Annotated in this window: 26 protein-coding genes; 13 read left to right on the forward strand and 13 right to left on the reverse strand. The window is 67.4% G+C overall.

The features are described 5' to 3' along the window. The first annotated feature begins 131 nt into the window (after positions 1-131). Positions 132-1499, forward strand: coding sequence for an MFS transporter (locus AB0L57_RS06490; protein WP_364958151.1), 1368 nt, complete (start codon positions 132-134; stop codon positions 1497-1499). Here AB0L57_RS06490 and AB0L57_RS06495 read toward each other — a convergent pair whose 3' ends face one another. Further along, positions 1500-1868, reverse strand: a complete 369-nt coding sequence (locus tag AB0L57_RS06495; protein ID WP_364958154.1) for a metalloregulator ArsR/SmtB family transcription factor — start codon at positions 1866-1868, stop codon at positions 1500-1502. After that, positions 1865-3103 (reverse strand): MFS transporter, encoded by a 1239-nt coding sequence (locus AB0L57_RS06500; protein WP_364958157.1) that lies wholly within the window; start codon positions 3101-3103, stop codon positions 1865-1867. Before AB0L57_RS06500 ends, AB0L57_RS06495 begins: the two co-directional genes overlap by 4 nt. A 144-nt stretch (positions 3104-3247) precedes the next feature. On the opposite strand from AB0L57_RS06500, the gene AB0L57_RS06505 reads away from it, so the two are divergent. Continuing rightward, a complete protein-coding gene (locus AB0L57_RS06505) occupies positions 3248-3469 on the forward strand; it encodes a hypothetical protein (protein WP_364958160.1) in 222 nt (73 codons plus the stop codon). Between the two features lie 44 nt (positions 3470-3513). Here AB0L57_RS06505 and AB0L57_RS06510 read toward each other — a convergent pair whose 3' ends face one another. Next, positions 3514-3936, reverse strand: a complete 423-nt coding sequence (locus AB0L57_RS06510; protein WP_364958162.1) for a hypothetical protein — start codon at positions 3934-3936, stop codon at positions 3514-3516. 335 nt (positions 3937-4271) lie between these two features. Here AB0L57_RS06510 and AB0L57_RS06515 point away from each other — a divergent pair, with 335 nt between their 5' ends. Further along, positions 4272-5141, forward strand: coding sequence for a hypothetical protein (locus AB0L57_RS06515; protein ID WP_364958165.1), 870 nt, complete (start codon positions 4272-4274; stop codon positions 5139-5141). 6 nt (positions 5142-5147) lie between these two features. On the opposite strand, the gene AB0L57_RS06520 is transcribed toward AB0L57_RS06515, so the two are convergent. Together AB0L57_RS06520 and AB0L57_RS06525 are read right to left on the reverse strand one after the other, a co-directional pair. Continuing rightward, a complete protein-coding gene (locus AB0L57_RS06520; RefSeq protein ID WP_364958167.1) occupies positions 5148-5903 on the reverse strand; it encodes a lysophospholipid acyltransferase family protein in 756 nt (251 codons plus the stop codon). Between the two features lie 29 nt (positions 5904-5932). Next, the gene (locus AB0L57_RS06525; RefSeq protein ID WP_364958170.1) at positions 5933-6721 is read right to left on the reverse strand and encodes a lysophospholipid acyltransferase family protein; all 789 of its coding nucleotides are present in this window, start codon (positions 6719-6721) and stop codon (positions 5933-5935) included. A gap of 123 nt (positions 6722-6844) precedes the next feature. Here AB0L57_RS06525 and AB0L57_RS06530 point away from each other — a divergent pair, with 123 nt between their 5' ends. Further along, positions 6845-7711, forward strand: a complete 867-nt coding sequence (locus tag AB0L57_RS06530; RefSeq protein WP_364958173.1) for a hypothetical protein — start codon at positions 6845-6847, stop codon at positions 7709-7711. Between the two features lie 91 nt (positions 7712-7802). On the opposite strand, the gene AB0L57_RS06535 is transcribed toward AB0L57_RS06530, so the two are convergent. Further along, positions 7803-8429 (reverse strand): antibiotic biosynthesis monooxygenase, encoded by a 627-nt coding sequence (locus AB0L57_RS06535; protein WP_364958177.1) that lies wholly within the window; start codon positions 8427-8429, stop codon positions 7803-7805. Positions 8430-8625: 196 nt separating this feature from the next. Between AB0L57_RS06535 and AB0L57_RS06540 the strand changes: the two genes are divergently transcribed. Next, positions 8626-10182 carry a Rieske 2Fe-2S domain-containing protein gene (locus AB0L57_RS06540; RefSeq protein ID WP_364958180.1) on the forward strand — a complete coding sequence of 519 codons (1557 nt, stop codon included), beginning with the start codon at positions 8626-8628 and terminating at the stop codon, positions 10180-10182. 1 nt (position 10183) lies between these two features. Here AB0L57_RS06540 and AB0L57_RS06545 read toward each other — a convergent pair whose 3' ends face one another. Beyond that, entirely contained in the window at positions 10184-11005 is an 822-nt protein-coding gene (locus AB0L57_RS06545; protein WP_364958183.1) for an SDR family NAD(P)-dependent oxidoreductase, read from the reverse strand. Between the two features lie 117 nt (positions 11006-11122). Between AB0L57_RS06545 and AB0L57_RS06550 the strand changes: the two genes are divergently transcribed. Further along, entirely contained in the window at positions 11123-11719 is a 597-nt protein-coding gene (locus tag AB0L57_RS06550; protein WP_364958185.1) for a TetR/AcrR family transcriptional regulator, read from the forward strand. Here the strand turns inward: AB0L57_RS06550 and AB0L57_RS06555 are convergent. From AB0L57_RS06555 to serS, 3 genes are all read right to left on the reverse strand, one after another. Further along, entirely contained in the window at positions 11699-12697 is a 999-nt protein-coding gene (locus tag AB0L57_RS06555) for a DMT family transporter (protein WP_364958188.1), read from the reverse strand. The genes AB0L57_RS06550 and AB0L57_RS06555 overlap by 21 nt on opposite strands. Before the next feature lie 60 nt (positions 12698-12757). After that, on the reverse strand, positions 12758-14554 hold the full coding sequence (locus tag AB0L57_RS06560; RefSeq protein WP_364958191.1) for a bifunctional diguanylate cyclase/phosphodiesterase: 1797 nt from the start codon (positions 14552-14554) through the stop codon (positions 12758-12760). 138 nt (positions 14555-14692) lie between these two features. Beyond that, positions 14693-15955 (reverse strand): serine--tRNA ligase, encoded by a 1263-nt coding sequence (gene serS / locus AB0L57_RS06565; protein ID WP_364958193.1) that lies wholly within the window; start codon positions 15953-15955, stop codon positions 14693-14695. 189 nt (positions 15956-16144) lie between these two features. On the opposite strand from serS, the gene AB0L57_RS06570 reads away from it, so the two are divergent. The 5 genes from AB0L57_RS06570 to AB0L57_RS06590 all read left to right on the forward strand — a co-directional run bounded on the left by AB0L57_RS06570 (position 16145) and on the right by AB0L57_RS06590 (position 20196). After that, on the forward strand, positions 16145-17290 hold the full coding sequence (locus AB0L57_RS06570) for a septum formation family protein (RefSeq protein ID WP_364958196.1): 1146 nt from the start codon (positions 16145-16147) through the stop codon (positions 17288-17290). Positions 17291-17292: 2 nt separating this feature from the next. Beyond that, positions 17293-17646, forward strand: a complete 354-nt coding sequence (locus AB0L57_RS06575) for a metallopeptidase family protein (protein WP_364958199.1) — start codon at positions 17293-17295, stop codon at positions 17644-17646. 201 nt (positions 17647-17847) lie between these two features. Further along, a complete protein-coding gene (locus AB0L57_RS06580; RefSeq protein ID WP_364958202.1) occupies positions 17848-18159 on the forward strand; it encodes a PE family protein in 312 nt (103 codons plus the stop codon). A gap of 42 nt (positions 18160-18201) precedes the next feature. After that, entirely contained in the window at positions 18202-19362 is a 1161-nt protein-coding gene (locus AB0L57_RS06585; RefSeq protein ID WP_364958205.1) for a PPE domain-containing protein, read from the forward strand. After that, a complete protein-coding gene (locus tag AB0L57_RS06590) occupies positions 19363-20196 on the forward strand; it encodes an ESX secretion-associated protein EspG (RefSeq protein ID WP_364958207.1) in 834 nt (277 codons plus the stop codon). Positions 20197-20200: 4 nt separating this feature from the next. Here AB0L57_RS06590 and AB0L57_RS06595 read toward each other — a convergent pair whose 3' ends face one another. From AB0L57_RS06595 to AB0L57_RS06605, 3 genes are all read right to left on the reverse strand, one after another. Then, positions 20201-20908, reverse strand: a complete 708-nt coding sequence (locus AB0L57_RS06595) for a histidine phosphatase family protein (protein ID WP_364958210.1) — start codon at positions 20906-20908, stop codon at positions 20201-20203. Next, on the reverse strand, positions 20905-21825 hold the full coding sequence (pheA, locus tag AB0L57_RS06600; protein WP_364958213.1) for a prephenate dehydratase: 921 nt from the start codon (positions 21823-21825) through the stop codon (positions 20905-20907). Before pheA ends, AB0L57_RS06595 begins: the two co-directional genes overlap by 4 nt. Positions 21826-21930: 105 nt before the next feature. Beyond that, the gene (locus AB0L57_RS06605; protein ID WP_364958216.1) at positions 21931-22347 is read right to left on the reverse strand and encodes a hypothetical protein; all 417 of its coding nucleotides are present in this window, start codon (positions 22345-22347) and stop codon (positions 21931-21933) included. Positions 22348-22447: 100 nt separating this feature from the next. Here AB0L57_RS06605 and AB0L57_RS06610 point away from each other — a divergent pair, with 100 nt between their 5' ends. Together AB0L57_RS06610 and AB0L57_RS06615 are read left to right on the forward strand one after the other, a co-directional pair. Next, on the forward strand, positions 22448-23221 hold the full coding sequence (locus AB0L57_RS06610) for a DUF2470 domain-containing protein (RefSeq protein ID WP_364958219.1): 774 nt from the start codon (positions 22448-22450) through the stop codon (positions 23219-23221). Between the two features lie 42 nt (positions 23222-23263). Further along, complete coding sequence (locus AB0L57_RS06615; RefSeq protein WP_364958222.1) at positions 23264-24058, forward strand: CPBP family intramembrane glutamic endopeptidase; 795 nt, start codon at positions 23264-23266, stop codon at positions 24056-24058. The last annotated feature ends 188 nt before the right edge of the window (positions 24059-24246 follow it).

Genomic DNA, 24246 nt, shown 5'->3' on the forward strand with positions numbered 1-24246 from the left:
AACCCTCCCGCCGCACCACATCCAACTCTTGCGAACATCGTTCGCAAGAGTTAGGTTCACCTAACGCGAACAACGTTCGCACAGGGAGGAAGGCGGGACCGATGCAGCCCGAGATACGGACGAAAGCGGCCATGACAGCCCTGGCACTGGGTGTGCTGTCCTACGGCCTGATGCAAACCATGCTGGTTCCGGCGATCGGCATCATCCAGGGCGGGTTACATACCGGCGCCACCGCGGCGACCTGGGCGGTGATGAGCGCGCCGTTGTTGTCCAGCGCCATTCTCACCCCGGTCGCGAGCCGCCTCGGGGACCGCTTCGGACGCCGCCGGGTACTGCTCTGGGTACTGGTCGCCTATCTGGCCGCCACGATCCTCGCGATGGCCGCCCCGGATATCGGGGTACTGATCGCGGCCCGGGCGGGTCAGGGAATCAGCCTCGCGATCCTGCCGCTGGCATTCGGGACGGTGCCGAGCATTCTTCCGGCCGAGCGGGTACACGGCGGGCTGGGCCTGCTGTCCGGGCTGGTCGGCGGTGCCGCGGGAATCGCACTGGTCTGCGGCGGGCTGATCGTCGATCATGGTTCGTGGCGTTGGCTTTTCGTGGTCGGCGCGCTGCTCGTGGCCGCAGCCCTGATACTCACCTACCGCTACGTTCCCGCTGATGACGGACAGCCGGCCGGTGGATCCGACCCGATCGGTACGGCACTTCTCGCCGCCGGCCTGGCGGGAATTCTGCTGGCATTGACGGTGGGCCCGTCCAACGGCTGGTTCTCACCGGCGGTCTGGATTCTGTTTCTCGGCGGCCTGAGCGCGCTGACCGGCTTCGCCGCGGTGGAGCGGCGTTCGCGGCATCCGCTGATCGATATGGAACTGGTTCTGCACCGCCCGGTCGGCATCGCGCACCTGGCGGCCTTCGTCCTGGGGACGGTGCAGTTCATGTATTACGTCCTGGTTCCCCGACTGACCGAATCGCCGCGGGCGACAGGCGGTTTCGGTGATTCGGTGACGGTCGCGGGGCTGGTCATGCTGCCCTCCACACTGCTGGTGCTACCGGCCGGCGCCCTCGCGGGACGGGTGATCGCCCAGCGTGGGTCGCGCTCGCCGCTGACCGTCGGCCTGCTGCTCGCCGCGATCGGCGCGGCAATGCTCGCGTCGGTCCACGGCCGACCATGGCAGTTGGCGCTGTGTGCCCTGCCCATCGGGATCGGCACCGGCCTGGTCATGGCCGCCCTGCCCGCGCAGATCCATCGCACGGTCGATCCGGCGCGTGCCGCAACGGCCAATGGCATCAACACGATTGCCCGCACCATCGGCGGCGCGGTCGGCAGTCAGCTCGGCGCCGCGGTGGTGCTGAACTCGCTCGGTGCCGGATTCCCGGCAGCCTTCTGGATTGCGACCGCGGTCGGAGCCGGCGGGGCGGCAACGGTATTCGCCGGTTCGGGCGATCGCGGGAACGATCGGAGAACGACGGAACCGGCGCGTGTCACGGTTCGCCGATGATCAGGCGTGTGGCGGTTCACCGGTGACGATGTGGTCGGCGAGGTTGATCCCCTCGCGGACCAGCCGGGCGAGGTGACCATCACGGATGCGATAGATGACGTGGCGGCCCTCGCGACGGGTCTCGACCATTCCGGTGAATCGGAGTTTGGCCAGATGCTGGCTCACGGCGGTGCGGGAAGCTCCGCAGGCCGCGGTGAGAGCGGTGACATCGGATTCGGCGGCGGCGAGCAACAACATGATGTGCAGCCGGGTGGGGTCGGCGAGCATGGCGAAGGCGGAGGTCGCGGCCTCGAGATGGGCGCGGTCGAAGGAGACCGGATGTTCGAGGCTGGCGCCGGGTGCTGCCGCCGGGCCGTCCGCTGAATTCATCGGGCTCCTGTCGACACCTTCTCGACACCCGAGGCGGTGTCGACCGGCCACATCCGCGCGGCCGTCACTGTCGCAAGTGTAGCCAGCACCGCGAGTACGGCGGCGGCCGCGAATTGCCCCAGCGCGGCGCCGATCCAGCCGGCGATCGGGTAGGTGATCAGGAAACAGGCGTGCGACAGGGAGAATTGTGCGGTGAACACGGCGGTGCGGGTATCGGGCCCGGATTCGGCGCGGAGCAACCGGGCCGACGGGGTGTTGATCAGTGAGGTGCCCGCGCCGAGGCCCGCCCAGACCGCCACCAGCAGGACCCACCGCCCCCCGTCCGGCGCCACCGGCAGCAGCGCCGCGGCGCACAGTCCGGCCGGCAGTATCGCGCAGCCGGTGAGCATCAGTTGCCGATCGGACATCCGGCCGACCAGCCGCGGCACGCACAGTGCGATCACCATCGAACCGCCACCGAAGACCGCGAGGGCGAAGCCGACCGCCCACGCCGGAGCGTGCAGCAGATCCCGCACATAGACGACGGTGTTCACGACCACCAGCGCGGTGGCCGCGGCGACCGCGAGATTCATCGCCAGCAGGCCGCGGAGCACCGGTCGCGACAGCATGATCCCGGCACCGCGAGTGATCCGCCGCACCAGGGGAATCTCACGATCCACCGGAACCAGGCGCGGCAGCGGTGTGCCCAGCACCATCACGGCCGATACCGCGAACCCCAGTGCCGTCCCGAGAAACAGCCGGTTGTAACTCGCCACCGCGAGCAGTACGGCCGCCAGTGCCGGACTCAGCAGTGATTCCAGGTCGTAGGCCATGCGCGAGAGCGACAGCGCCCGGGTGTAGTCGCGTTCATCGGGCAGCACCGCCGGAATCACCGCCTGGAAGGCCGGAGTGAAGGTGGCCGACGCGGATTGCAGGACGAAGATCAGCACATAGATCTGCCAGATCTCACCGACGAACGGCAGCATGAGCGCGATCAGCAACCGGATCGCGTCCGCCGAAACCAGCAGCACCCGGCGCGGCACCCGCTCGGCCAGCGCCGAAACCACGGGCGCCACAACCACATACGCGACCATCTTGACGGCCAACGCGGTCCCGAGCACCGCACCCGCGCCGCGTCCGGCGAGGTCGTAGGCCAGCAGCCCCAACGCCACCGTGAGCAGTCCCGTTCCGGTCAGCGCCACCACCTGCGCGGTGAACAGCCTCCGGAACCGCGGATGCCGCAATACCTCGATCACACCTGCCTCCAGCTCGCCCGACTCCAGAATAGGACAATATGTGCGCAAGCGCGAACATATTATCCCGCCCCGGTTCGGCGGCGCACGGTCCGGAACGCCCGTCCGGCGACCTGGAGGCCCGCCCGGTGAGACATTCATCCTGGTGTGCGATCACGACGGTGTCGCTACCCGTCCCGCGATCAGATCGCCTGGGCCGGACTGACCACCATGCCCGGACTGCCCGCCACCGCGATCCCCGCCGGGCGTTCCCCCGAGGGCCTCGCGGTCGGAGCGCAACTCGTCGGCCCGATGTTCGAGGACCGGACGCCGCGGCGACCGGCCGAATTGCCCGAGCCGGTGCTCGGTGGTCTCGAGCAGCCGCGGTGATTCCTCGAGCGCGAAGCTCGGGAGCGTTTGCCGCGCTGCGAATTTCAGTGCAGGTCGAAAGCGGTACTCGGCCCGATCAACGGCTGCGCCACATACGCACCGAATATCGGGTAGAGCATCGCCTGCGGCATGAAGCGCACCGCGACGGCGGAGGCATTCGGCTGATAGGGCAGGGTGACCTCCGCGGCCGCGCCACCGGCAGGTCCCGAATCGATGTGGACGGCCTCACCCAGCAATCCGAACATCGGCGCGTCGGGCCCACCCGGCGCTGTCGGATGCCCCAGGATGTCCAGGTCGGTCAGGGTCGTGTCGACCAGGGTCACCGAACAGTGCGCCGGTGCGGGCAGGCCCGGAATTGTCGCGCGGGTGTTCAGCGGCCGAATGTGCCCGACGACGCGTGCGGGTTGCGCGGGATCACGATCGATCCACGTCGTGTAATCGATGAAGCAACTCGCATCGTCGCTCATCGCATAACTGTTCACCGGACCGTAATGCACCACAGGCTCGATCATCGGTTGCGCATCGGCCTTCGGTGCATTGTCGGAAACCGCAGTGGCGGTGAGTATTCCGGTGACAGATGCCGCAACGGTCACAACGTAGGCGGCAATTTTCGAAATGTGCATTGTTCTCCCCATCCAATGAAACACAATCCGGCACAGCATAATCGACACCGACATCGATCTTGCGATCGGTACCCGCGTCGCCGCGGGCACCCGAGTTCGCCGTGCGGGGCGGCGAATATCCTGTTACGCCAGGCATTCGGACGATATGCTGGGATCATCACCAGCGAGGGAGCCTGCCCATGGGTCATGTCGCGCCGATGAGTTACATCGTCGATTTCACCCGCATCGTGGATGACGGCAGCTACGACACCCGGAAGATCGGCTCGGGCCCGCTGACTTTCGAGTATTACCAGATCGACCCCTCGAATCCGGATCCCTACGAGGATTCCTGGGTGATGTTGGCCCACAGCGCGAGCACGCACCTTCCGGCGAACGGACTCATCGGCGCGATTCTCGCGTCCGATGCTGAACTCGACCGCTGGGCAACGGCATTGGCCACCGCGTGGGCGGGGCTCGGCGCCGCCCAATCGCGGCTCCTGGAAGATCTCGGCCTGAAGGTGGGGCCCCTCGGCCGCGGCCGCGGATTGATGAACGCCGGTGGTCCGCGTCCGTTCGTGCGACGGTGGCGCAAGAGTTCCCTGCAACCGGCGATCGATCGGTTCGTGGACGGGTTCCGGAGCGTCGACGAGCGGTATCGCCCGATACGGGACCAGATCGCCGCCCAGGCGATCCGGGCGACGCGCGACGAGGAGGCCGCCCGGGCCCGGCGGGAGGAACGAATTCGTGGCGTCGCCGACCGCGCCCGGTGGGACTGTCGAGTCGATCGCACCGCGCGGACGGTCGAGATCGTCCTGTCCCCCGATTCGCCGTGGGATACCTCGGCACTCGTCGCGAAGCTCGCGGATATCGCCGGGGAAACCGAGGGCTGGACATTGCGCTGGAAGGACGCGGACCGAGCCGAGATCGAACGTGACAGCGGTATCGATTTCGAAATATGGTGGCGCGCGGTGACGCCGAGGGATTGGGACAATTCACGGCGGATTCCGGTTCCGGTCCGGCGCGGTTTCAGTTACGGCGGCTACGGCAGTATCGGTTTCACCACGTTCTGATCGCGATCACCGCTGCGTGCGGCGAGCTTTCGCCGCGCGTCGCCGCTCCATTTCCTCCTGCTCGAGCACCTTCGCCTGTTCCGGAGTCGGCGCCGTCCCGCCGAGCCGCGCCGGAACCCAGCGCGCGCCCTTCGGCATCTCGTAGTCCCGCTGCGCCAGATCGAGCAATTTCTCCATACTCGAACGTAATTCGGCGGTCAGGTCGTCGGCGGTTCCGCGAGGAGGTATCGGTTCACCGATGCGGATGTGCACCGGGAAATTATTGCGGCCCAGTTGTTTCGGAATGTCTTTGGTCCAGACGCGTTGAGCACCCCAGATCGTCATGGGAATGATCGGAACATCGGCCTCGATGGCCATGCGCGCGGCACCGGATTTGAATTCCTTCAATTCGAAACTGCGGCTGATGGTCGCTTCGGGATAGACGACCACGATCTCACCGTCACGAAGGGATGTCACCGCGCGCCCGTAGGACTCGGCGCCGGCGGTACGGTCGACGCCGATCGCCTTGCAGTGCTTCATCAACCAGCCGACGATGCCGTGTTCGAGTTCGGCCTTCATCATGTAGCGGACGTTGCGGCCGGATTCACGGCCGACCAGGCCGACCTCCATGAAGTCGAGATAGGCCGTGTGGTTGACCGCCAGGACCGCGCCGCCGATGCGCGGAATATGTTCGCCGCCGGCGATATCGATCCGCAGGCCCTGCGCCCAGAACATGGTTCGGACGAGTCCGGTGAGGACGTCGAAAACCGGCTCTCGCGTCATCTGGTGAAACTCCTGTCGGTACCGACCACTCAGGTATCGGCGCTTCCCGCTTCCGCCGCGCGGCGTGCTGCCCGCGCCTCCGCTTTGGCCTTCGCCTCGGCCGCGTCCATGGCGTCGGCCTCCTCCAGTGTCGGTGCGCCGCCGCCCAATCGGGCCGGAACCCAGTATGCGCCCGGCTCGTGCGAATAATTCTTCTGCAGGCCGAGCAACATCTCCTGCATCTGGCTGCGCACCGTCTCGGTCAATTCCGCCAGTGCCTTCTCATCGGCCTCGGCGGGCGGGACGATCGGCTCACCGACCGCGATCGAGATCGGAGTATTGGTGCGCCCCAGACGCTTCGGATGCCCCTTGGTCCACACGCGCTGAGCGCCCCAGATCGTCATGGGGATGATGGGCACCCCGGCCTCGACCGCCATCCGCGCCGCACCGGATTTGAATTCCTTGACCTCGAAACTGCGGCTGATGGTCGCCTCGGGATACACACCCACCAGTTCGCCGCGGCGAAGATAGTCGACGGCCGCCTGGTAGGAGTCCGCGCCCGCACCGCGATCGACCGGGATGTGGCGCAGTGCGCGCATGATCGGCCCGGAGATCGAGTTGTCGAAGACTTCCTTCTTCGCCATGAACCGGATGTAGCGCTTCGGCGTCCGGGCGGGCAGACCGGCATAGGTGAAATCCATATAGCCGGTGTGGTTGATGGTGATGACCGCGCCACCCTCGGCGGGGATGTTCTCCGCGCCCGTGACCTCGAATTTCAGTCCCTGCACGAAGAAGACGGTCCGAGCCAGGCCGATGATCGTCCGGTATACGGGTTCCACAATTCCGCTAGCGTAGTCGCTGTCACATTCTCGCCACCGACCGCCGCACAGGAAACGAGGTTCAGCGCCGTGGAGATCTCCAGTCCAGCAGCACGCGCAGGCGGACGGAAACCACGAGGAGGTGTGGGCGCGGCGATGCGCGCGGGTGGCCTGGCAGTGCTGGTGGCGGGCATCATCGCCGGCTGCGATTCGCAGGTCGGCATCGAGGGCACCGACTTCCACCGCGACGATTCCTCGTCGGCGACAACACAATCCGCGGCGACGCAGATCCGCTCGGCGGAGCCCGCATCGCCCCCCGATTCCCCCGTGACAGCCGCCTCGGTGACAGCCGATGCGCAGACCACCGCGGCTGTCGGTCGCTGGGCTGCGGATCTGCAGCGGCTCACGCCCGCGGAACTGGAAGCCAAATGCTGGATGATCGCGCCCCGCAATGTCGACACGATGTACGCCGACAAGTCGGCCATTCTGGCGGCGCTGGCTCAGCCCGGTAGCGACACCGGCACGGCCGTCGAGTGGAAGCCGGCGACCGGGAGCACCGATGCGGTGACGGTGGTGGCCGAGCGCGCCGACATCGCCACCGGTTATGCCTGCCCTCGCGTCTATCCGGCGGGAACCGAGATCGAATTCGGGACCGCGAGCGAATCACAGACCGCCGAGGCCCGCCACCTCGTCCGCCGCTATCTCGCCCGCCAGACCGGGCACCCGCTCGACGCGGCGGACGAGGAGAGTACGCATCCGTTGCTGTGCACGGTGGACACCGGCTGGGATCCGAGCGGCGGCGGACGTTCGGCCCGGCCACCGCTGGCGACCGAATCCGGCAAGCTCGCCACTCCGACCGCCTTCGCCGACCAGTCGATCAGCTCCACCGCCCTGAACGGTACGTATCTCTCGATTTCGGCGACGGTCACCGCGAACGGAACCCAGCAGGACCGGGCGTACATCGTGAGGGCGACCGACCGGGGCTACTGCATCGGCGACGTATCGGCCTGAAGCATCCGGCCGTGATGACCCGCCGCACACCGATTCGTCGCGGAAACAGCCCGCGGGTAGCTCCTGCGGTTTGCGATGGTGGCGCTACCCCTCAGACCAGTTCGGGGACGCGCAGATGGGCGAGCGCGATCTCGAATTCGCCCACGTCGAGTACATCGACACCGGCCCGGCGGGTGCCCTCGCGCCGCATGGCGGCGAGCTGGTCACGGTTGCGTTCCATCGCGTCGCGGCTGTCGAATGTCTCGCATGCGACGCCGCGGCCGCCCGCCCGGTCGACCAGCAGGCTGGCACTGCAGAACCCCGACAGAGGTTCCAGCTGCGCCGCCACCATGGACTTGTAGGTCTCGACCGCCGAATCGAATCGGCTCGGATCCTGGGCTTGGGCCCAGGTGAGCTGGGCACACGCGCCCTCGGGTAGGTGATGATCGCGATGCATGACACCGACCTCCCACTGCTCGACCCGTGTCGTATCGGCACCGAACAGCCGGGTGGCGTGATCACGGAACGAGCGCACCCGATCGGCGCTCTCCCGCATCGTCTCCTCGGACTCCCACGACGTGGTCGCGATGCAGCGGCCGGAGTGCCGGTCGACCAGCAGCGACATCCCGACGCAGCCGGGCATGTCCGTCAAGGCCGCCATCACCTCGTCGCGCATGTGCGCGATCCCGGCGTCCATCGCGGAGGGCTTCGCCTGAAAAGTTGTAGAACGTGCGTACACGGTCCGCTCCCTCTGTACTCGGGGCAGCGCCCCGGTGGCGCCACCGGTATTCCTCACACTGCTCCGGCGCGACGGTCATCGCAACAGCTCCGAAGCAACCGATATCGATCCCGGCACAATCGCCCCTCAGGCTGCCGGTGACCACCCAACCGCTACCCTGGATGGCTGGTAGCCGGGTTCAGGAGGGACTTTCTTCGTGCAGATCACCAGCGTCGGACATGCCGGGTTTCACATCCGCACCGCGGCCGGGACGATCCTCTGCGATCCGTGGGTGAATCCGGCCTACTTCGCGTCCTGGGTCCCGTTTCCGGACAACACCGGGCTGGACTGGGACGAGCTGGGCAACTGCGATTACCTCTACGTCTCCCATCTGCACCGCGACCATTTCGACGCGCAGAACCTGATCGACCACGTCAACAAGGACGCCACCGTCCTGCTCCCGGACTATCCGGTGCCGGATCTGCAGCGCGAACTGGAGAAGCTGGGCTTCCACAAGTTCTTCGAGACCCAGGACTCGGTCAAGCACACGATCACCGGCCGCGACGGGCACGAGATCGACATCATGATCATCGCGTTGCGGGCGCCGGCCGACGGCCCCATCGGCGATTCCGGCCTGGTCGTCTCCGACCGCGAGACCGTGTGCTTCAACATGAACGACGCGCGGCCGGTGGACATGGATGTGCTGCACGAGCAGTTCGGGCACATCGACATCCATCTGCTGCAGTACTCGGGCGCGATCTGGTACCCGATGGTCTACGACATCCCCAGCAAGACCAAGGCGAATTTCGGTAAGCAGAAGCGGCAGCGCGGTATGGATCGCGCGCGCAGCTACATCGAGCAGGTCGGAGCAACCTGGGTGGTGCCCTCGGCCGGGCCGCCGGTCTTCCTCGACGACGAGCTGCGGTACCTCAACGACGACGGTGAGAACCGCTACTCCACCGACAACGGCAACATCTTCCCGGACCAGATGGTTTTCCTGGAGCAGATGCGCATCCACGGCAATGCCGGTGGGGTGCTGATGATTCCGGGCTCGACGGCCGATGTGCACGGTAAGGAACTCGACCTCACCCATCCGTTCGATCCGGCCGAGATCTACGACGACAAGGCCGGTTACATCGAGCGGATGGCGCAACGGCTCGCACCCGCGATCGAGCGGGAAAAGGCCTCATGGGCAAGCGAAGCGGGTGCACCGCTGCTGCCGCAGCTCAGGGAGTTGTTCGAGCCGATCATGGCGCAGAGCGACCTGATCTGCGACGGGATCGGCTATCCCGTCGGCCTGGTCATGGGCTCCGAAACCGTGGTGCTGGACTTCCCGAAACGGGTCGTGCGCGAGCCGATCGAGGGAGAAGGCAAGTACCGCTACGGTTTCCGGATCGCCCCGCAGCTGGTACGCACCGTACTGCGCGACAACGAACCCGACTGGGTGAACACCATCTTCCTGTCGACCCGCTTCACCACCTGGCGGATCGGCGGCTACAACGAATTCCTGTACACCTTCTTCAAATGTCTCACCGACGAGCGGATCGCCTACGCCGACGGCTGGTTCAACGAAGCCCACGACGATTCGGCGTCCTGCGAGCTCGCGGGCTGGGAGGTGCAGCGCCGCTGCCCGCACCTGAAGGCCGACCTGTCGAAATTCGGTGTGGTGGAGGGCAATACCCTCACCTGCAATCTGCACGGCTGGCAGTGGGATCTGGAGACCGGGCGCTGCAAGACCTCCAAGGGGCACGAACTGCGTTCCCGCAAGCTGTGATTCATCCGGGTGCCAACCGGCTCAACTCCTCCCAGTGGCGATGCCCCTCGGCGCGGGCGGCGGAGAGTTCTTCGACGTGGTCGAAGGAGCCGCTCCCGACGATCAGATAGCGCGGCGGGTCGGGCAGTTCCGCCAGTTTCATGATCACCGGGGCCGCGGTACTCGGAGCCGGACCGGCTTCGTCACCCCACATGCGGGCGATCTCATCGTGCAGGGCCTCGTATTCCGGCCGAACCGCAGTCGTCGTGGTGCCGGTGGTGAACAGGCCCGTGGCATATCCGCCCATCTCCAGATTCGTGACCTTGATGCCGAATTGCTCGACCTCCATGGCCAGCGCCTCGGTGAGTGAGGCCAGCGCCGCCTTACCCGCACCGTAGAAGCCGACCGTGGCCATGCCACCGGCGGCACCCATCGAGGTGACCTGGAGGATGCGGCCGTGCCCCTGGGCGCGCAGGTGCGGCAGAACGGCCTGGACGACCCAGACGGCGCCGAAGAAATTGACGTCCAGGTGCGCGCGCGCCTGCTCCTCGGTGGCCTCCTCGACCATTCCGTACAGCATCGCGCCCGCGTTGTTGACCACGACGTCGAGCCGGCCGAATACGGACACCGCGCGCTCGACCGCGGTGAAGACGGCCTGTCTGTCGGTGATGTCCAGTGCGAGCGGTACGAGGCGATCCGGATATTCGGTGGCCGATGCCCGCAGCGGTTCGACATCGCGGGCGGCGGCCACGACCCGGTCGCCCGCGGCCAGCGCGGCATCGGTGAACGCGCGGCCCAGCCCGCGGGAAGCGCCGGTGATGAACCACACCTTGCCGGTGGTCATATGCTGCTCACATCCTCTCAAACCGAGACGGTGCGTCTCGTCTCGATCAGAGTGACAGCATCGGAGCGTATTGTCAACACGAACCGTTGCGTCTCGATTCACTGTTAAGCTCGGCCCGTGCCCGAAACCGAGAAACCCGGCAGCTCCCGGCGCAGCGAACGCTCGCGGCAGGCGATCCTGGCCGCGACCCGCGCGCTGATCGCCGAGGTCGGCTATCGCAAGGTGTCGATCGAGTCCATCGCCGCACGCGCCGGAGTCGGCAAACAGACGATCTACCGCTGGTGGCCGAGCAAGGGCGCGGTGATCTTCGAATCGTTCCTCGCCCTCGGCGATACGGACGGAGACGGGGTGGCGCTGCCCGACACCGGCGATATCGAGGCCGATCTCAAACTCGTCATGCGAGCGACGGTCGCGGAATTCGCCGATCCGGAATTCGAGCGGCCCATCCGCGCGCTCAATACCGAGATCATCAATGACCCGGATCTCGCCGAACAGTACGACCGGCTGCTGGGCAGACCGATGGACGAGGCGAAGAAGGTCCGGCTCCGCAGTGCACAGCAGGCCGGTCAACTGCGCGCCGACGCCGATCTCGATCTGCTGCTGGAAGTGCTCTACGCACCGCTCCAGCAGCGTTGGCTGCTGCGTTCCGGACCACTGAGCGAGTCCTACGCGGATGCGTTGGTGGAGACAGCCTTACGCGCGTTCGGGTCGTGAGGCCGATTCCGGCTTGCGGAACACCGCGATGGCGGCGGCAACCAGTGTCAGGGCGCAGCCGATCACCGCGCCGGCCGACAGACCCGGGCCGGCCGACAGCACGACGTCGAGTATCACCGAGGCGGCCAACTGGCCCGATACCGAGGTCAAGCCGAAGACCAGGACCCCGATCCAGCGCACGATCAGGGCTGCCACCGCGATGAAGAAGACCCCGATCACGCCGCCGGCGTACAACCACGGTTCCGTGGGAAAGCGTGTGGGCCAGCCGATTCGCGCGATCTGAACGACCTCCACCACCAGCAGCCCGGCGGTTCCGGCCGCGAAATTGATCGTGGTCGCCGACAACGGCCCGCCGACCGTCCCGATCCGGCCGTTGACCGCCTGCTGCCAGGCCAGGCCGAGACCGGCCAGGGCCGGCAGGACGATGAGCAGATACGCCGCGCCACCGGCAGTTCCGGACGCACCACCGGATCGGCCCAGTGCGGCGATACCCACCGCGCCGATCGCCAAGGCCGCCGCACCGAATCGCACCGGTGTCACCAGGGTGACCCCGGCCGGGCCCACCCCCAATCGGTCCACCACCAGACCGCTGGTCAGCTGGCCCGCCACCACCGCGATGGTGAACGCGGTGACGCCGATCGTGGCCACGGACAAGCCCTGTGTGGCCACGAAGAACGCGCCACACAATCCGCCCAGCAACTGCCACCACCGCAGCGGGCCGGTACGGACCGCCCGGCGGATCGCGCCCAGGCCCGCGCGCATCCGTCCGCTGCAACAGCAGGCGATCAGCAGCACGACCAGACCCGATCCGAAACTGATGACGGCCGCGGCGATTCCGTCGTTCAGCCGATCGCCGAGATCACCGTTGATCCGCGCCTGAACGGCCACACCCGCGCCGCAGGACAGTCCCAGAATCACACCGAGCCGACGCCGGACATCGGCTCGCGGAGGTGTTCGCACGGGCCGGGCGGCGATCACGGCCGCGGATCCGTCACGGCCGATCCGGGAACCGGATACCCGAGTGCGTATGCCGACGGCTCAGCCCCGATGGTCCAGCCCCTCCGAACCGAAACCGTTGTTCTCCACCGGGATCCACCCCTGAGCGGCGAAATCTCGGTCGGTGGTGCCGGCGCTGACCAGACCGCGGCTGGTGTTCAGATCGCCGATCAGTTCGGAGACCGGATGCGAATCGCTGTAGTGGTAGCCCTGAGCCAGCGCGAATCCCAGTTCGGTGAGCACCGCCGCCTGATATTCGGTCTCCACCCCCTCGGCGATCACCTGCAGATCCAGCGATTTGCTCAGTGCCGCAATCACACCCAGTAGCGGCGGCGCGGGTGAGTCGGAACGGATCGCGGCCACGAAGGACTGGTCGACCTTCAGGATATCGCTGGGGATGGTGGCCAGGCGGCTCAGCGAGGAGTAGCCGGTACCGAAATCATCGATGGCGATGCGAACGCCGTTGTCACGCAACCTGTGCAGATTCTGGATCGCGGTCTGGGATTCGGCGGCCAATTCGCTCTCGGTGACCTCGAGGACGAGCTGGTCCGCGGGCCAGCCGGTATCGGCCAGGATGGTGGAAACCCGTTCGGCGTACTCACTCTCGGCCAGCTCCAGGCCACTGACGTTCACGTTCAGCGTCAGATTCAGTTGCGCGAAGGTCTCCTGCAGGCGGGCGGCGTCGGCGCAGGCGCGCCGAAGTACCAGCTCGTCCAGATCGGAGATCAGGTCGTATTCCTCGGCGACCCGGATCAGGCCCTCGGTGGTGACATCGGGCTGCGCATTCGACGACCAGCGCAGCAGCGCCTCCACCCCGACCGCCTGGGCACCGTCCGCGCCGAGGCTCACGATGGGCTGATAGTGCACATCGAGTGCGCCGGTATCGATGGCCTCGCGCAGTTCCACCGCCAGCGGCTGCTGCCGCGAGGATTCCAGTACCGTGCGATTGCGGCCCGCCTGCTTGGCCCGGTACAGACCCACATCGGCGCGACTCACCAGCAGCGATCCGGATTCCCCCGGCTGCCATGAGGTGACACCCGCGGAGCAGCCGGTGGTGATCGCTGCGCGCAACTGCTCGGTGAGCAGAATCGCGGCCTGTTCGGTGGTGCCCGGCAGCAGCAGGGCGAAGGCGTCGCCGCCGTAGCGCGCCAGCACCTGATCCGGGGTCAGCAGTTCGGACCAGCTGTCGGACACGCGCTGCAGCACCGCGTCACCGGCGCGATGGCCGAGATGGTCGTTGATCTTCTGGAACCGGTCCAGATCCACCAGGACCAGTGCCAGGCTCTGACCGGTGCGGCCGGCATGGCCGATGGCACTGTTGAGCGCCCTGTCGAAGCCGCGGCGATTCAGCAGACCGGTGAGCGTATCGATATCGGCGTCCGCCGCCATCCGGGTGAGGATGCCGACCACGATGCCGACGCCCACGGTGATACCCGCCGGGATGATGCCCGACCACCAGGGCAACCCCCGCGACGGAACGACCCACAGGCACAGCGCCATGGCGAACAAGACGTGCGCCGCGGTCCACCGCCAGGCGAAGAAGATCGCCGCATCGGCGGCCACGAAGACATAGAAAGCCGCCAGCGTGATGGCGCCGACGGTATTGGGGAACCAGTGCACCGCGATCGTGACCAGCACCGTCGCGACCGCGACGTAGACATGGTGGACCGAATGCGGTAGCCGCGGGCCCCAGATCAGCAGACTCGCACCCAGCAGCAGCGCGACCCCCGCCGCGCACCCGACCAGCGGCCGATTTCCCTCGTCACCCGGTGCGATGGCAGTGATCAACAGGCCCAAGACCCCGCCCATGACGTAGAACGCCCCGGTGGTCCGAGCCATGACCATTGCCGTCGCCAGCGCCGATGCCGCCCGAACCTGCGTACGGTTATCGCCGCGGGACCCGAGTCCTCGCACGTCGTCCAGCCTAGACAACGCGGTACAGGGCAGTTGTCACAACCGGTGGATTCGCGATCGATCTCACCGCGGCGGCTCGAGCACCTCACGACCCACGAACGGCACCAGCGCGGCGGGTACCCGGACCGAACCGTCGGCCTGCTGATGGTTCTCCAGCAGCGCCACGATCCACCGGGTGGTCGCGAGGGTTCCGTTCAGGGTCGCGGCGATCTGCGGTTTGTTGTTCTCGTCGCGATAGCGCACCGACAGGCGGCGGGCCTGGAAGGTGGTGCAGTTCGAGGTAGAGGTGAGCTCGCGATAGGTCTGCTGGGTGGGCACCCAGGCCTCGCAATCGAATTTGCGGGCCGCCGAGCTTCCCAGATCGCCGCCCGCGACATCGATCACCCGGTAGGGCACCTCGATCGCGGCGAGCATCTCCTTCTCCCATTCCAGCAGGCGCCGATGTTCGGCGTCGGCGTCCTCGGGACGGCAGTAGACGAACATCTCGACCTTGTCGAACTGGTGCACCCGGATGATGCCGCGGGTGTCCTTGCCGTAGCTTCCGGCCTCGCGGCGGAAACACGAGGACCAGCCCGCGTATCGCTTCGGCCCGGCGCTCAGGTCGAGGATCTCGCCCGAGTGGTAGCCGGCCAGCGGGACCTCCGAGGTGCCGACGAGGTACAGATCGTCGTCGGCGAGGTGGTAGACCTCGGCCGAATGCTGGCCCAGGAAGCCGGTACCGGCCATGATCTCCGGGCGCACCAGCACCGGCGGGATCATCATGGTGAAACCGTTGGCGGTGGCGCGCTGGGCGGCCAGCTGCAGCAGACCGAGCTGCAACAGCGCGCCGTAACCGGTCAGGAAGTAGAACCGGGCACCGGACACCTTCGCGCCGCGTTCCATGTCGAACAGCCCCAGCGACTCGCCCAGATCCACGTGATCGCGCGGGGTGAAATCGAATTCGGTGGGAGTGCCGACCGTCTCGAGCAGGACGAAATCGTCCTCACCACCGGCCGGTGCGCCCTCCTGGACCACATTCGAGATCGCGCGGTGAGCGGTGTCGAGTTCGGCGTCGGCGGCGTTCTCGGCGGCCTCGGCCTCCTTCACCTTCGCCGACAGTTCCTGCCCGTGTGCCAGCAGCGCGGGGCGCTCGTCCGGGGACGCCTTGCCGACCTTCTTGCCCAGCGCCTTCTGCTCGGCACGCAGATTGTCCGCCGTCGCAACCGCCGCACGCCGGGCCGCATCCGCCTCGAGCAGGGCATCCACCAGCGCGGGGTCCTCGCCGCGGACACGCTGCGAGGCACGGACCGCATCGGGATTCTCACGCAGGAATCGGAGGTCGATCATGGGTGATCAGCCTAGTGGGCGGCGTCCACCGGGTTTTCTCCAGGATCTTCGCCCGGGATCATCGCCACGGATCGGACCGAAACCGCACCGATCGTGGCAGCGTCCGCGGGGCGCCTGCCATGATGGACGGCGATGTCCTCCGACCATGGGGCGCCCGCGGCGCCGGAACCGGAAAACGAAACATCCGACATGCCCCGTCGTGGGCGTGCCGGGGCGAAACGTCGTCGGTCCCCAGCGGGTGGACGCCGGCGTTCGAGGCCCGGCGACAACGACCGGGACGCACCCTTCGACGCGGAGACCGGCGATGCCGAGGCCGCCGAGAAGGCCCTGCATCCACATCGGCTGCGCTGGGGACTGCTCGCCGTCGCCATCGGGGCCGTGGTCGCCGCCCTGGTGACACTGTCCATCACCGGATTCCGCAGTTCGCACGGGCTCGAGGCGCGCGATCCCGGGTCGGGCAAACCTCCCGGTCGCGCCGATGCCGCCTTCGGCGCCGCCAAGACCGGCGACTGCCTCACCTGGACGAGCGCCAAGACACTGGACCTGACCAAGGTCAACTGCGCCGACAAGCATCTGTTCGAGGTCACCTCCGATATCGATCTGAGCCGGTATCCGGGCCGTGAATTCGGCCTCGGTTCGGCCTTCCCGGATTCGCTGCGCTTCGCCGAGTTGCGCGACGAGCACTGCGCGCCGGCCGCGGCCGCATATCTCGGCGGGCGGCTCGATCCACGCGGACGGTTCGTGGTCGGCATGGTCAATCCCGGCGAGCCGGGCTGGCGCAACGGTGACCGGACCATCCGGTGCGGTCTGCAACTGGTCAGCGCGACCGGCAACGCCACCCAGCAGACCGTGGGCCGGGTACGTGACAGCGATCAGTCCCGGATCTTCGATCCGGGCACCTGCATCGGCATCAACCAGAATCTGCCCACGAACGAGCCGGTCCCCTGTGGTCAGCCACATGCCTACGAGGCGATGTCGACCGTCGATCTGAGCACCCACTTCAACGGCGGTCCGCCCGCGAATTCCGATCAGGATTCGTTCATGCAGGACGAATGCGCCCGGGCCGCAGGCGATTACCTCGGCGGGCAGGACGCGCTGATCAACAAGACGCTGACGATCTTCTGGGACAGCCTCGATGCCCGCAGCTGGCTGGCCGGCAGCCGTAAGCTGAACTGCCTGGTGGGCAAAGGATCTCAGGACGGGTTCTCGACGATCACCGGTTCGGCCAAGGGAGATGTGCTGATCGACGGCCAGGCCCCGGTGGCGCCGCCGAGTTCGGGCCGTTCCACCCCGGCGCCGCTGCCGGGCGCCGCACCCGCGCCGATCCCGCGCTGACCATGCCGGTGTCGATGTCGCAGAGCCGATTCGAGGAATTGGTCGGCGATGCGCTGGATACGATCCCGCCCGCCCTGGCCGGCGCCATCGACAATGTGGTCATTCTGATCGAGCCGCGCGATCCCGACGATCCGCACCTGCTCGGCCTGTATCACGGCATCGCGCTCACCGACCGGGTGGACAGCCAATACGGTGGTGCGCTACCGGATACGGTGACGATCTTCCGGGACACGATCCTCGAGCTGTGCGAGAACGAACAGCAGGTCATCGAGGAAGTCGCGATCACTGTGATCCATGAGATAGCTCACTATTTCGGGATTGACGAAGAGCGACTGCATGAGCTGGGATGGGGCTAGGCTTTACGCGCGAAAGCGGTAAAGTCGAAGTGATTCGTGATTCGAGGGAACCGAACCGGGGTCTGTCGCATCCAATCATCTCGTAGGGGGAATTCTCGTGGTTCCACCGAAGGGTCGGTCGTACTGTCCGAGCGCCGGTGCGGTACTCGGGGGGCGGTCGGCTCGACACTTGCACAGCCGCCACAAGAAGGAGTTCGAGTCATGGTTGGTTTGCTCGGTGTACAGCCCGAAGTCGTCCTCGCGGCCTCGGCAGAACTCGACCTGCTCGCCGAACGTCTCGCTGCCGCCAGCGCATTGAGCGGTCCGGCCACCCACGTCGTTCCGGCCGGTGCCGAGGAGGTCTCCCTGATGGCGGCCACGCATCTCAACGAAGGCGCATTCAGCCACGATCGCGCGGTGGCCCAGGCCATCCTGGAACTGCATCACGCGGCGGCGATCCTGCGTCAGCAGTTGGCCACCTTCATCGCCGACGACGCGATCCAGGCCGCGGCCACCGCGGCGATCCAGTTCTGACCCGGCAATCCTTCACCGCATCATTCATTCAGGGGAGACACAATGACCGCAGGATTGACGGGGATCTATTTCCTGCCCCGCATGGCCGAAGGCAACTCGAGTCTGCTCACCGCAGGGCCGCATGCGATTCCGGCCTCGGCGGCCGCCACCGGATGGGGCGGCCTGACCGCCGCATGGGTGGACGCGACCGCCACCGCGGCCCGGGTGATGGCCGAACTCGGCGTCGGCATGGTGGGTGTCAACGGCACCGTCGCGCTCGCTAAGCTGGCCGGCTTCACCGGCTGGGCCGAACAGCAGGGGGTACAGGCCGCTGCCATGGCCGCCAAGGCGTCGGGGCACGCTACCGCCAATACCGTTGCGAGCCTGGCCATGCCGAGCCTGCCCGAGATCGCGGCGGTCGATTCGGCTCGGGTGGCGGCCCATGCGCACGGTGGCGACCTCGACGGCAGCGCCGAGATCGCCGAATCGGCCAAGTTGGCACTGGATATCCAGGCTGCCCTGGTCATGGACACCTATGAATCCACCGTCGAGGCCATGACGGCGACGCCGGCCGAATTCGCGCCGCCGCCGCCGATCGCGGCCGGCGCGGGTCTGGCCGACAGCGGTGCCGCGTCCTCGGCACAGGGCAGCGGTGACCCGATGCAGAGCGCGGTCGCGGCGGCGCAGGCATTCGCCAGCAATCCGTCGGTGGTCAGCGCCGCCACCCAGGCCGCCAATGTCGCCGGCTCGGTGGCCTCCACCGGGGTGTCGACCGCGGGCAATGCGGCGGGTACCGCCATTGCCGCCGCCACTCACACGGGCGCCACGTCGAGCATGTCGCCGATGATGATGGGCGGTATCGGCGGAGTTGCCATGGCGGGCGGTGCGGCCGCCACCCGGGCGGTGTCCTTCGGCGGAAGTTCGGTCGGCATCGGCAACGGCGCGGGCGCACTGAAACTGCCCGAGGGCTGGGGCGCGGGCAATGTCATCGGCGAGACGCCGACCACGCAGGTGGCGGCATCGGGTCCCGGCCAGCCGGGCACGCCGGGTCCTGCCCGGGTCGGCAACGGCTCCGGTAATCCGTTGCTGGGCCGCCAGGTTCACGACGATGACGACGAGGGCCAGCACGCCGGCAACGACTACCTGCGCGGTGAGCACTTCGCCGACGGCCGGATCATCGCGGCGGGCGTCATCGGCGGCGGAAATACGATCGAGGAACGCTGAGTGACAATTCTCGGCGAAGGTCGCGGGTCGGCCTCACTCGAGAGCGTGGTGCTGTCGCTCGACGAGTTCCAGTTCCTGGTAGAGGAACTGGAACTCGACGAGATGCCGGTCGTACTGGACGCGATCGGCCGCTACGACAACGTCACCGACCACGATGCGGCGATGAAGGCTGCCGCCGAATCCCTCACCGCACGTGATCTTCTCGTCGACCGTGAGGTGCACCGGGATCTGGCGGACCGGTTGCGCGGGTTGTATCGCCCACACTGGGTGATCGCGATGCGCTGGTATGTCGGCGATCGAGTGAACCGCTTCTGCCTGGCCAAGGGCGACGATATCGATGTCGTCGCCCTGCGCGGCCCGAATTCCTTCACCATCGACGAGGCCGGGCACGATCTGCCGGGCACCATCATGGCGGCGCTGGGCCCGGCGGATCCGCTCGAACTCAGCGGGATGAACGTCCTCACCGAGGAACTCAAACCGATTCTCGGCGATGCCGGGGACGCGGCCACCACCACCCAGCGGCTGAGCCGGGTGGGTCGGCCACCACGTGACGCACAGGTGCTGGGCTCGGCGCTCGTCGAAATCCTCTCGCACGCTTCGATCGTCGGGGTCGTGTACAACGATGGCAGCCGCGATGTCGCCGACGGCATGATCGCGGTGTACAACACCCGCAACGGCCGGTTCATCTGCGTCACGACCCGCTCCGACGACGAGGTCATGTGGACCTCCCTGGCGGGCGGAACCTCGGGGCGCCTGCGGACGGCCATCAAGGACCTGATCGAAAAACTCCCGCTGCGTGCGGATTTCAAGCCGGTGACCCCGGGCCTGATCTGATCCGCTATCCCATCGGATCGTCGGCCACGGGTTCGGCGACTCCGAAGGGTGGGGTGTAGTGGCCCCATCGCACGCAGGTCCAGCCACCGCCCGGGGTCGGCACCATCTCGATCGTCTCGGTATTGCCCAGATGATTGTTGGTCGTGAACGGCGGCGCCACACCGGTGAGTTCGCGGGCCACCAGCCGCATGACGGCACCGTGGCTCACCAGCAGGACATCGCCGGATTCCGAACCGGGCGCGAGATGGTCGGCCCGAAGTTGTTCCACCACCGGCAGATACCGCTCGAGCACCTCCGCACCCGATTCGCCACCGGGTAACCGGGAATCGATCTCACCCAGATGCCAGGACCGGTACACCCGCTGGAATTCCCGATGCGCCGCATCGGAACCCAGACCTTCCAGCTCGCCGACCTGAACCTCGTACACGTCGTCGAGAACCTCGGCCGACACCCCCGTGCCCGATTCGATGTACTCGGCGGTCTGTCGCGCCCGGAGCGCGACCGACGAATACAGCCGGGCAGGTGGCACGATCAACCGCGCCGCGAACAATTTGGCCTGCGCCACACCTCGTTCGGTGAGTGGCAGACCCGGCACCCGGGTATCGAGCACCTTGGCGACATTGCCCTCGGTCTCACCGTGGCGTACGAGCACCAGTCTGCCGGGGACACGGCCGGGATCGGGTATTGCTGCCGATTCGCGGGATTCGCTCATGAAGCGTTCACCCCCTTCTTCACATCGTCCAACCACGCCGCCGCCGGGCCGTCGGCCGGCGGTGGCGAACCGCTCGGAGAAATGGCCGGCCACGAACCCAGATACCGGATCCTGCCCGCCGTCCGATGCAGTGCCTTGAGCGCCTCGGCCACGGCGGTGTCATCGATATGACCGACGCAGTCGAGGTAGAAACGGTACGTACCCATTCCGGTACGTGTGGGCCGGGATTCGATGCGCGTGAGGTCCACTCCGCGCGAGGCGAATTCGGCGAAGACCCGCATCAGCGAACCCGGCTCGTTGGCCAGCTCCAGCACCACCAGTGAGGTGCGGTCGGCGCCGGTGCGCGCGGGCGCCTGCCGCGGCGGGGTCACCAGGACGAAACGGGTGACGGCCTGATCGTGGTCGGCGACCCCGGTGGCGAGCACGGTCAGCCCCAGGCGCTCGCCCGCCAGCGTGGTCGACACCGCGGCATCCGCGTGACCCGCCACCACATCCTCGGCCGCGGCGGCATTGGAGGCCGAGGTGTACAACCGCGCGTGCGGGAGCCGGTCCGCCAGCCACAGTCGTACCTGGGCGGCGGCCACCGGATAGGCCGCGATCGTGGCCACCTGTGCCGGTTCCACACCGGGCCGGCCGACGATCGTGAACGCCACATCCAATTCGGTCTCGGCCACGATCTGTAACCGCGGACCGGTGGCGAGCGCGTCCAGGGTCGCCGAGATCGAGCCCTCGACCGAACTCTCGATCGGGACCACCCCGCCGTCGGCCACGCCGTCGCGAACCATCTCGAGCGTGGCGCCCTGACTGGGCGCGGCGATGCGCTCGACCGGTCCGTCGAAGGTGTGGGCGGATTCGAGTTGGGCGAGGGCCATCTCGGTGAAAGTTCCCGACGGCCCGAAATAGGCGATACGCGGCACGGATACGACATTACTGGCAGTTGGCTGCGGGCTCGCCGTTTGCGCATACTCGGCGGTAACCGCCCAGGTCGGGCGGTTACCGGCCGCTGGGCCGCGCTGTCACCGTCAGGGGCGAAGGACTCCCAGCGCCTGCGTGACCGCGGCCACCCGGTCGGTCTCCACCGCCAGCAGCACCTCGCGCAACGCGTGCACGGCCGGTGCCGACAGTCCCCGCAGGAATTCGACATCAGGACCGGTCAGAGCCATCCGGATGTCATCGCCGCACAATGCGGCCACCGTGGCGGCGACGATGGCGACCGCGCGCTCCCCCGACCCCGTGGACGCGATGAATCCACCCTCGGAATGCGCTGCCCCCACCAGGAATTCGACGATTCGCTCATCGGGCAGATCGAGGTCCAGCACGGGCGCCTGCGGATTCGCCGAGGGCGATCGGACCAGGTCGCGCGCCAGATCGGCGCGGGCGACCGGCACGCTCAGCGGCACCAGGACGGGTTCGGAGGCGGGGGTCGAATCGTGCGGCACATTTCCACCGTAGCGAGCGGAATGCTTGCGCATCCACGGGCTGTGACTTAGCTTAGGTTTACCTAATTACACGCTCGTGGGTTTGTCACTGGAGGTTTGTATGCGCCGCACGATCACGTCCGCCGCTCCGTCCGCCGCGGAGCGGATCCGCAGTGCGTGTGCTCATGCCGAGAATTCCGTGCTTGCGCTACCCGGTACCGATCCCATCCCCACCACCGTGCATCACCTGCGGGCCTGCGGCGATGTGGTGATCGCGGTGGCGCGCAATTCGGCGGCGGTGGCGGCCGCCGCGGCCGAGGTCGGTTCGCCGGGCGTTCTGGAGCTCACCGATCACGCACCCCTGCCCCTGCGCGAACCCGTCCGCGCCCTGGTCTGGTTGCGCGGCCGGGTGCGGGCGGTACCCGGACACGCCCAGCGCGCCTTGGCATCTCAGGTGGCGAGCGAATATCCGCACCCGGGCCTGCTCGATGTCGGCCACACCGCCACACTGCTGCGGGTGGTGCTGGAATCGGCGGTGGTCGCCGACTCGACCGGAGCCGAATCGGTCTGCCCGCACGACCTGCGCAGTGCCGACGCCGATCCGTTCTGGGAACTGGAATCGGCGTGGCTGCAGCACATGGACTCCGATCACGCCGATGTGATCGCCCGGCTGGCGCGGCATCTGCCGGTCCGGCTGCGCAGCGGTTCGGTGCGCCCGCTCGCGATCGACCGCTACGGCGTCACCCTGCGAGTCGAAGGGGCCGACACCGATCACGATGTGCGCCTGCCCTTCCACGCGCCGGTCGACGATGTCCAGTCGCTGAGCCGCGCGGTGCGGATCCTGGCGGGCTGCCCGTTCTTCGACCGTCTGCACGGGTCCGATCGCCCGGCCTGAGCCGACAGCGTCCCGACCGGATACGCCCCCTAGATTGGGCCCATGGTTCCGGCTGCCCGTTCCGCGCCTTCGTGGCCCGCGCCCGCCTCGGACCGCGAACGGTTCGCGATCCGGGTGGAACTCGCGATCGTCCTGGTCATCACCTTCGCCTCCAGCGGTCTCAGCGCGGCCCTGTCACTGCTCGAGTCTGCCCTCGCACCCGGTGGAATCAGTGGCCAGAAGGTTGCCCTGAACCCCTCGCGGGCAACGCAATCGACCATCGACCTGCTGTTCCAGCTGTTGAGTGTGACGCGGCTGCTGGTCTGGGGCGCGCTGGGGTTGTATCTGCTGTGGCGCAGCGGAATCGGCCCGCGGCTGCTCGGCCTGGCTCGAATCCGGTTGCGCGGCGACGTCGCACCCGGCCTGGTCCTCGCGGCGGTGATCGGCCTGCCCGGACTGGGCCTGTATCTCGCGGCGCACGCGCTGGGGCTGAGTGTCACCATCGTCCCGAGTTCACTGCACGACCACTGGTGGCGGCTGCCGGTGCTGGTGTTGTCGGCGATCGCCAACGCGGTGGCCGAGGAGATCGTGGTGGTGGGTTATCTGATCACTCGTCTGCGCGCGCTCGGCTGGACGGAGAACCGCTCATTGGCCGCCTCGGCGCTGCTGCGCGGGAGTTATCACCTCTATCAGGGGCTGGGCGGCGGGCTCGGCAATCTGGTCATGGGTGTGATTTTCGGACGGTACTGGCAGCGCACCGGGCGGTTGTGGCCGCTGATCCTGGCACACGCGACCATCGACTCGATCGCCTATATCGGCTACACGGCGCTGCACGGACACGTGTCCTGGTTGCCCTGATCCCTCGATGCCCCCTGACACCTGCGGAAATTCGTCACCTCGGCGCCAGAGTGCGACGGTGGCCTCCCTCACGGTGCCGGTATCAGTACCATAACGATGGTGAACGGCGACGACCCTCAGCAGTATCCGCGGAACCGCCGGGTGCCGCCGCCGAACGGACCGGCCCCCCGGCGCTTGCCGCCCGAACC

It is taken from the genome of Nocardia sp. NPDC052254 (genome assembly GCF_040679495.1).
Lineage (GTDB): Bacteria > Actinomycetota > Actinomycetes > Mycobacteriales > Mycobacteriaceae > Nocardia.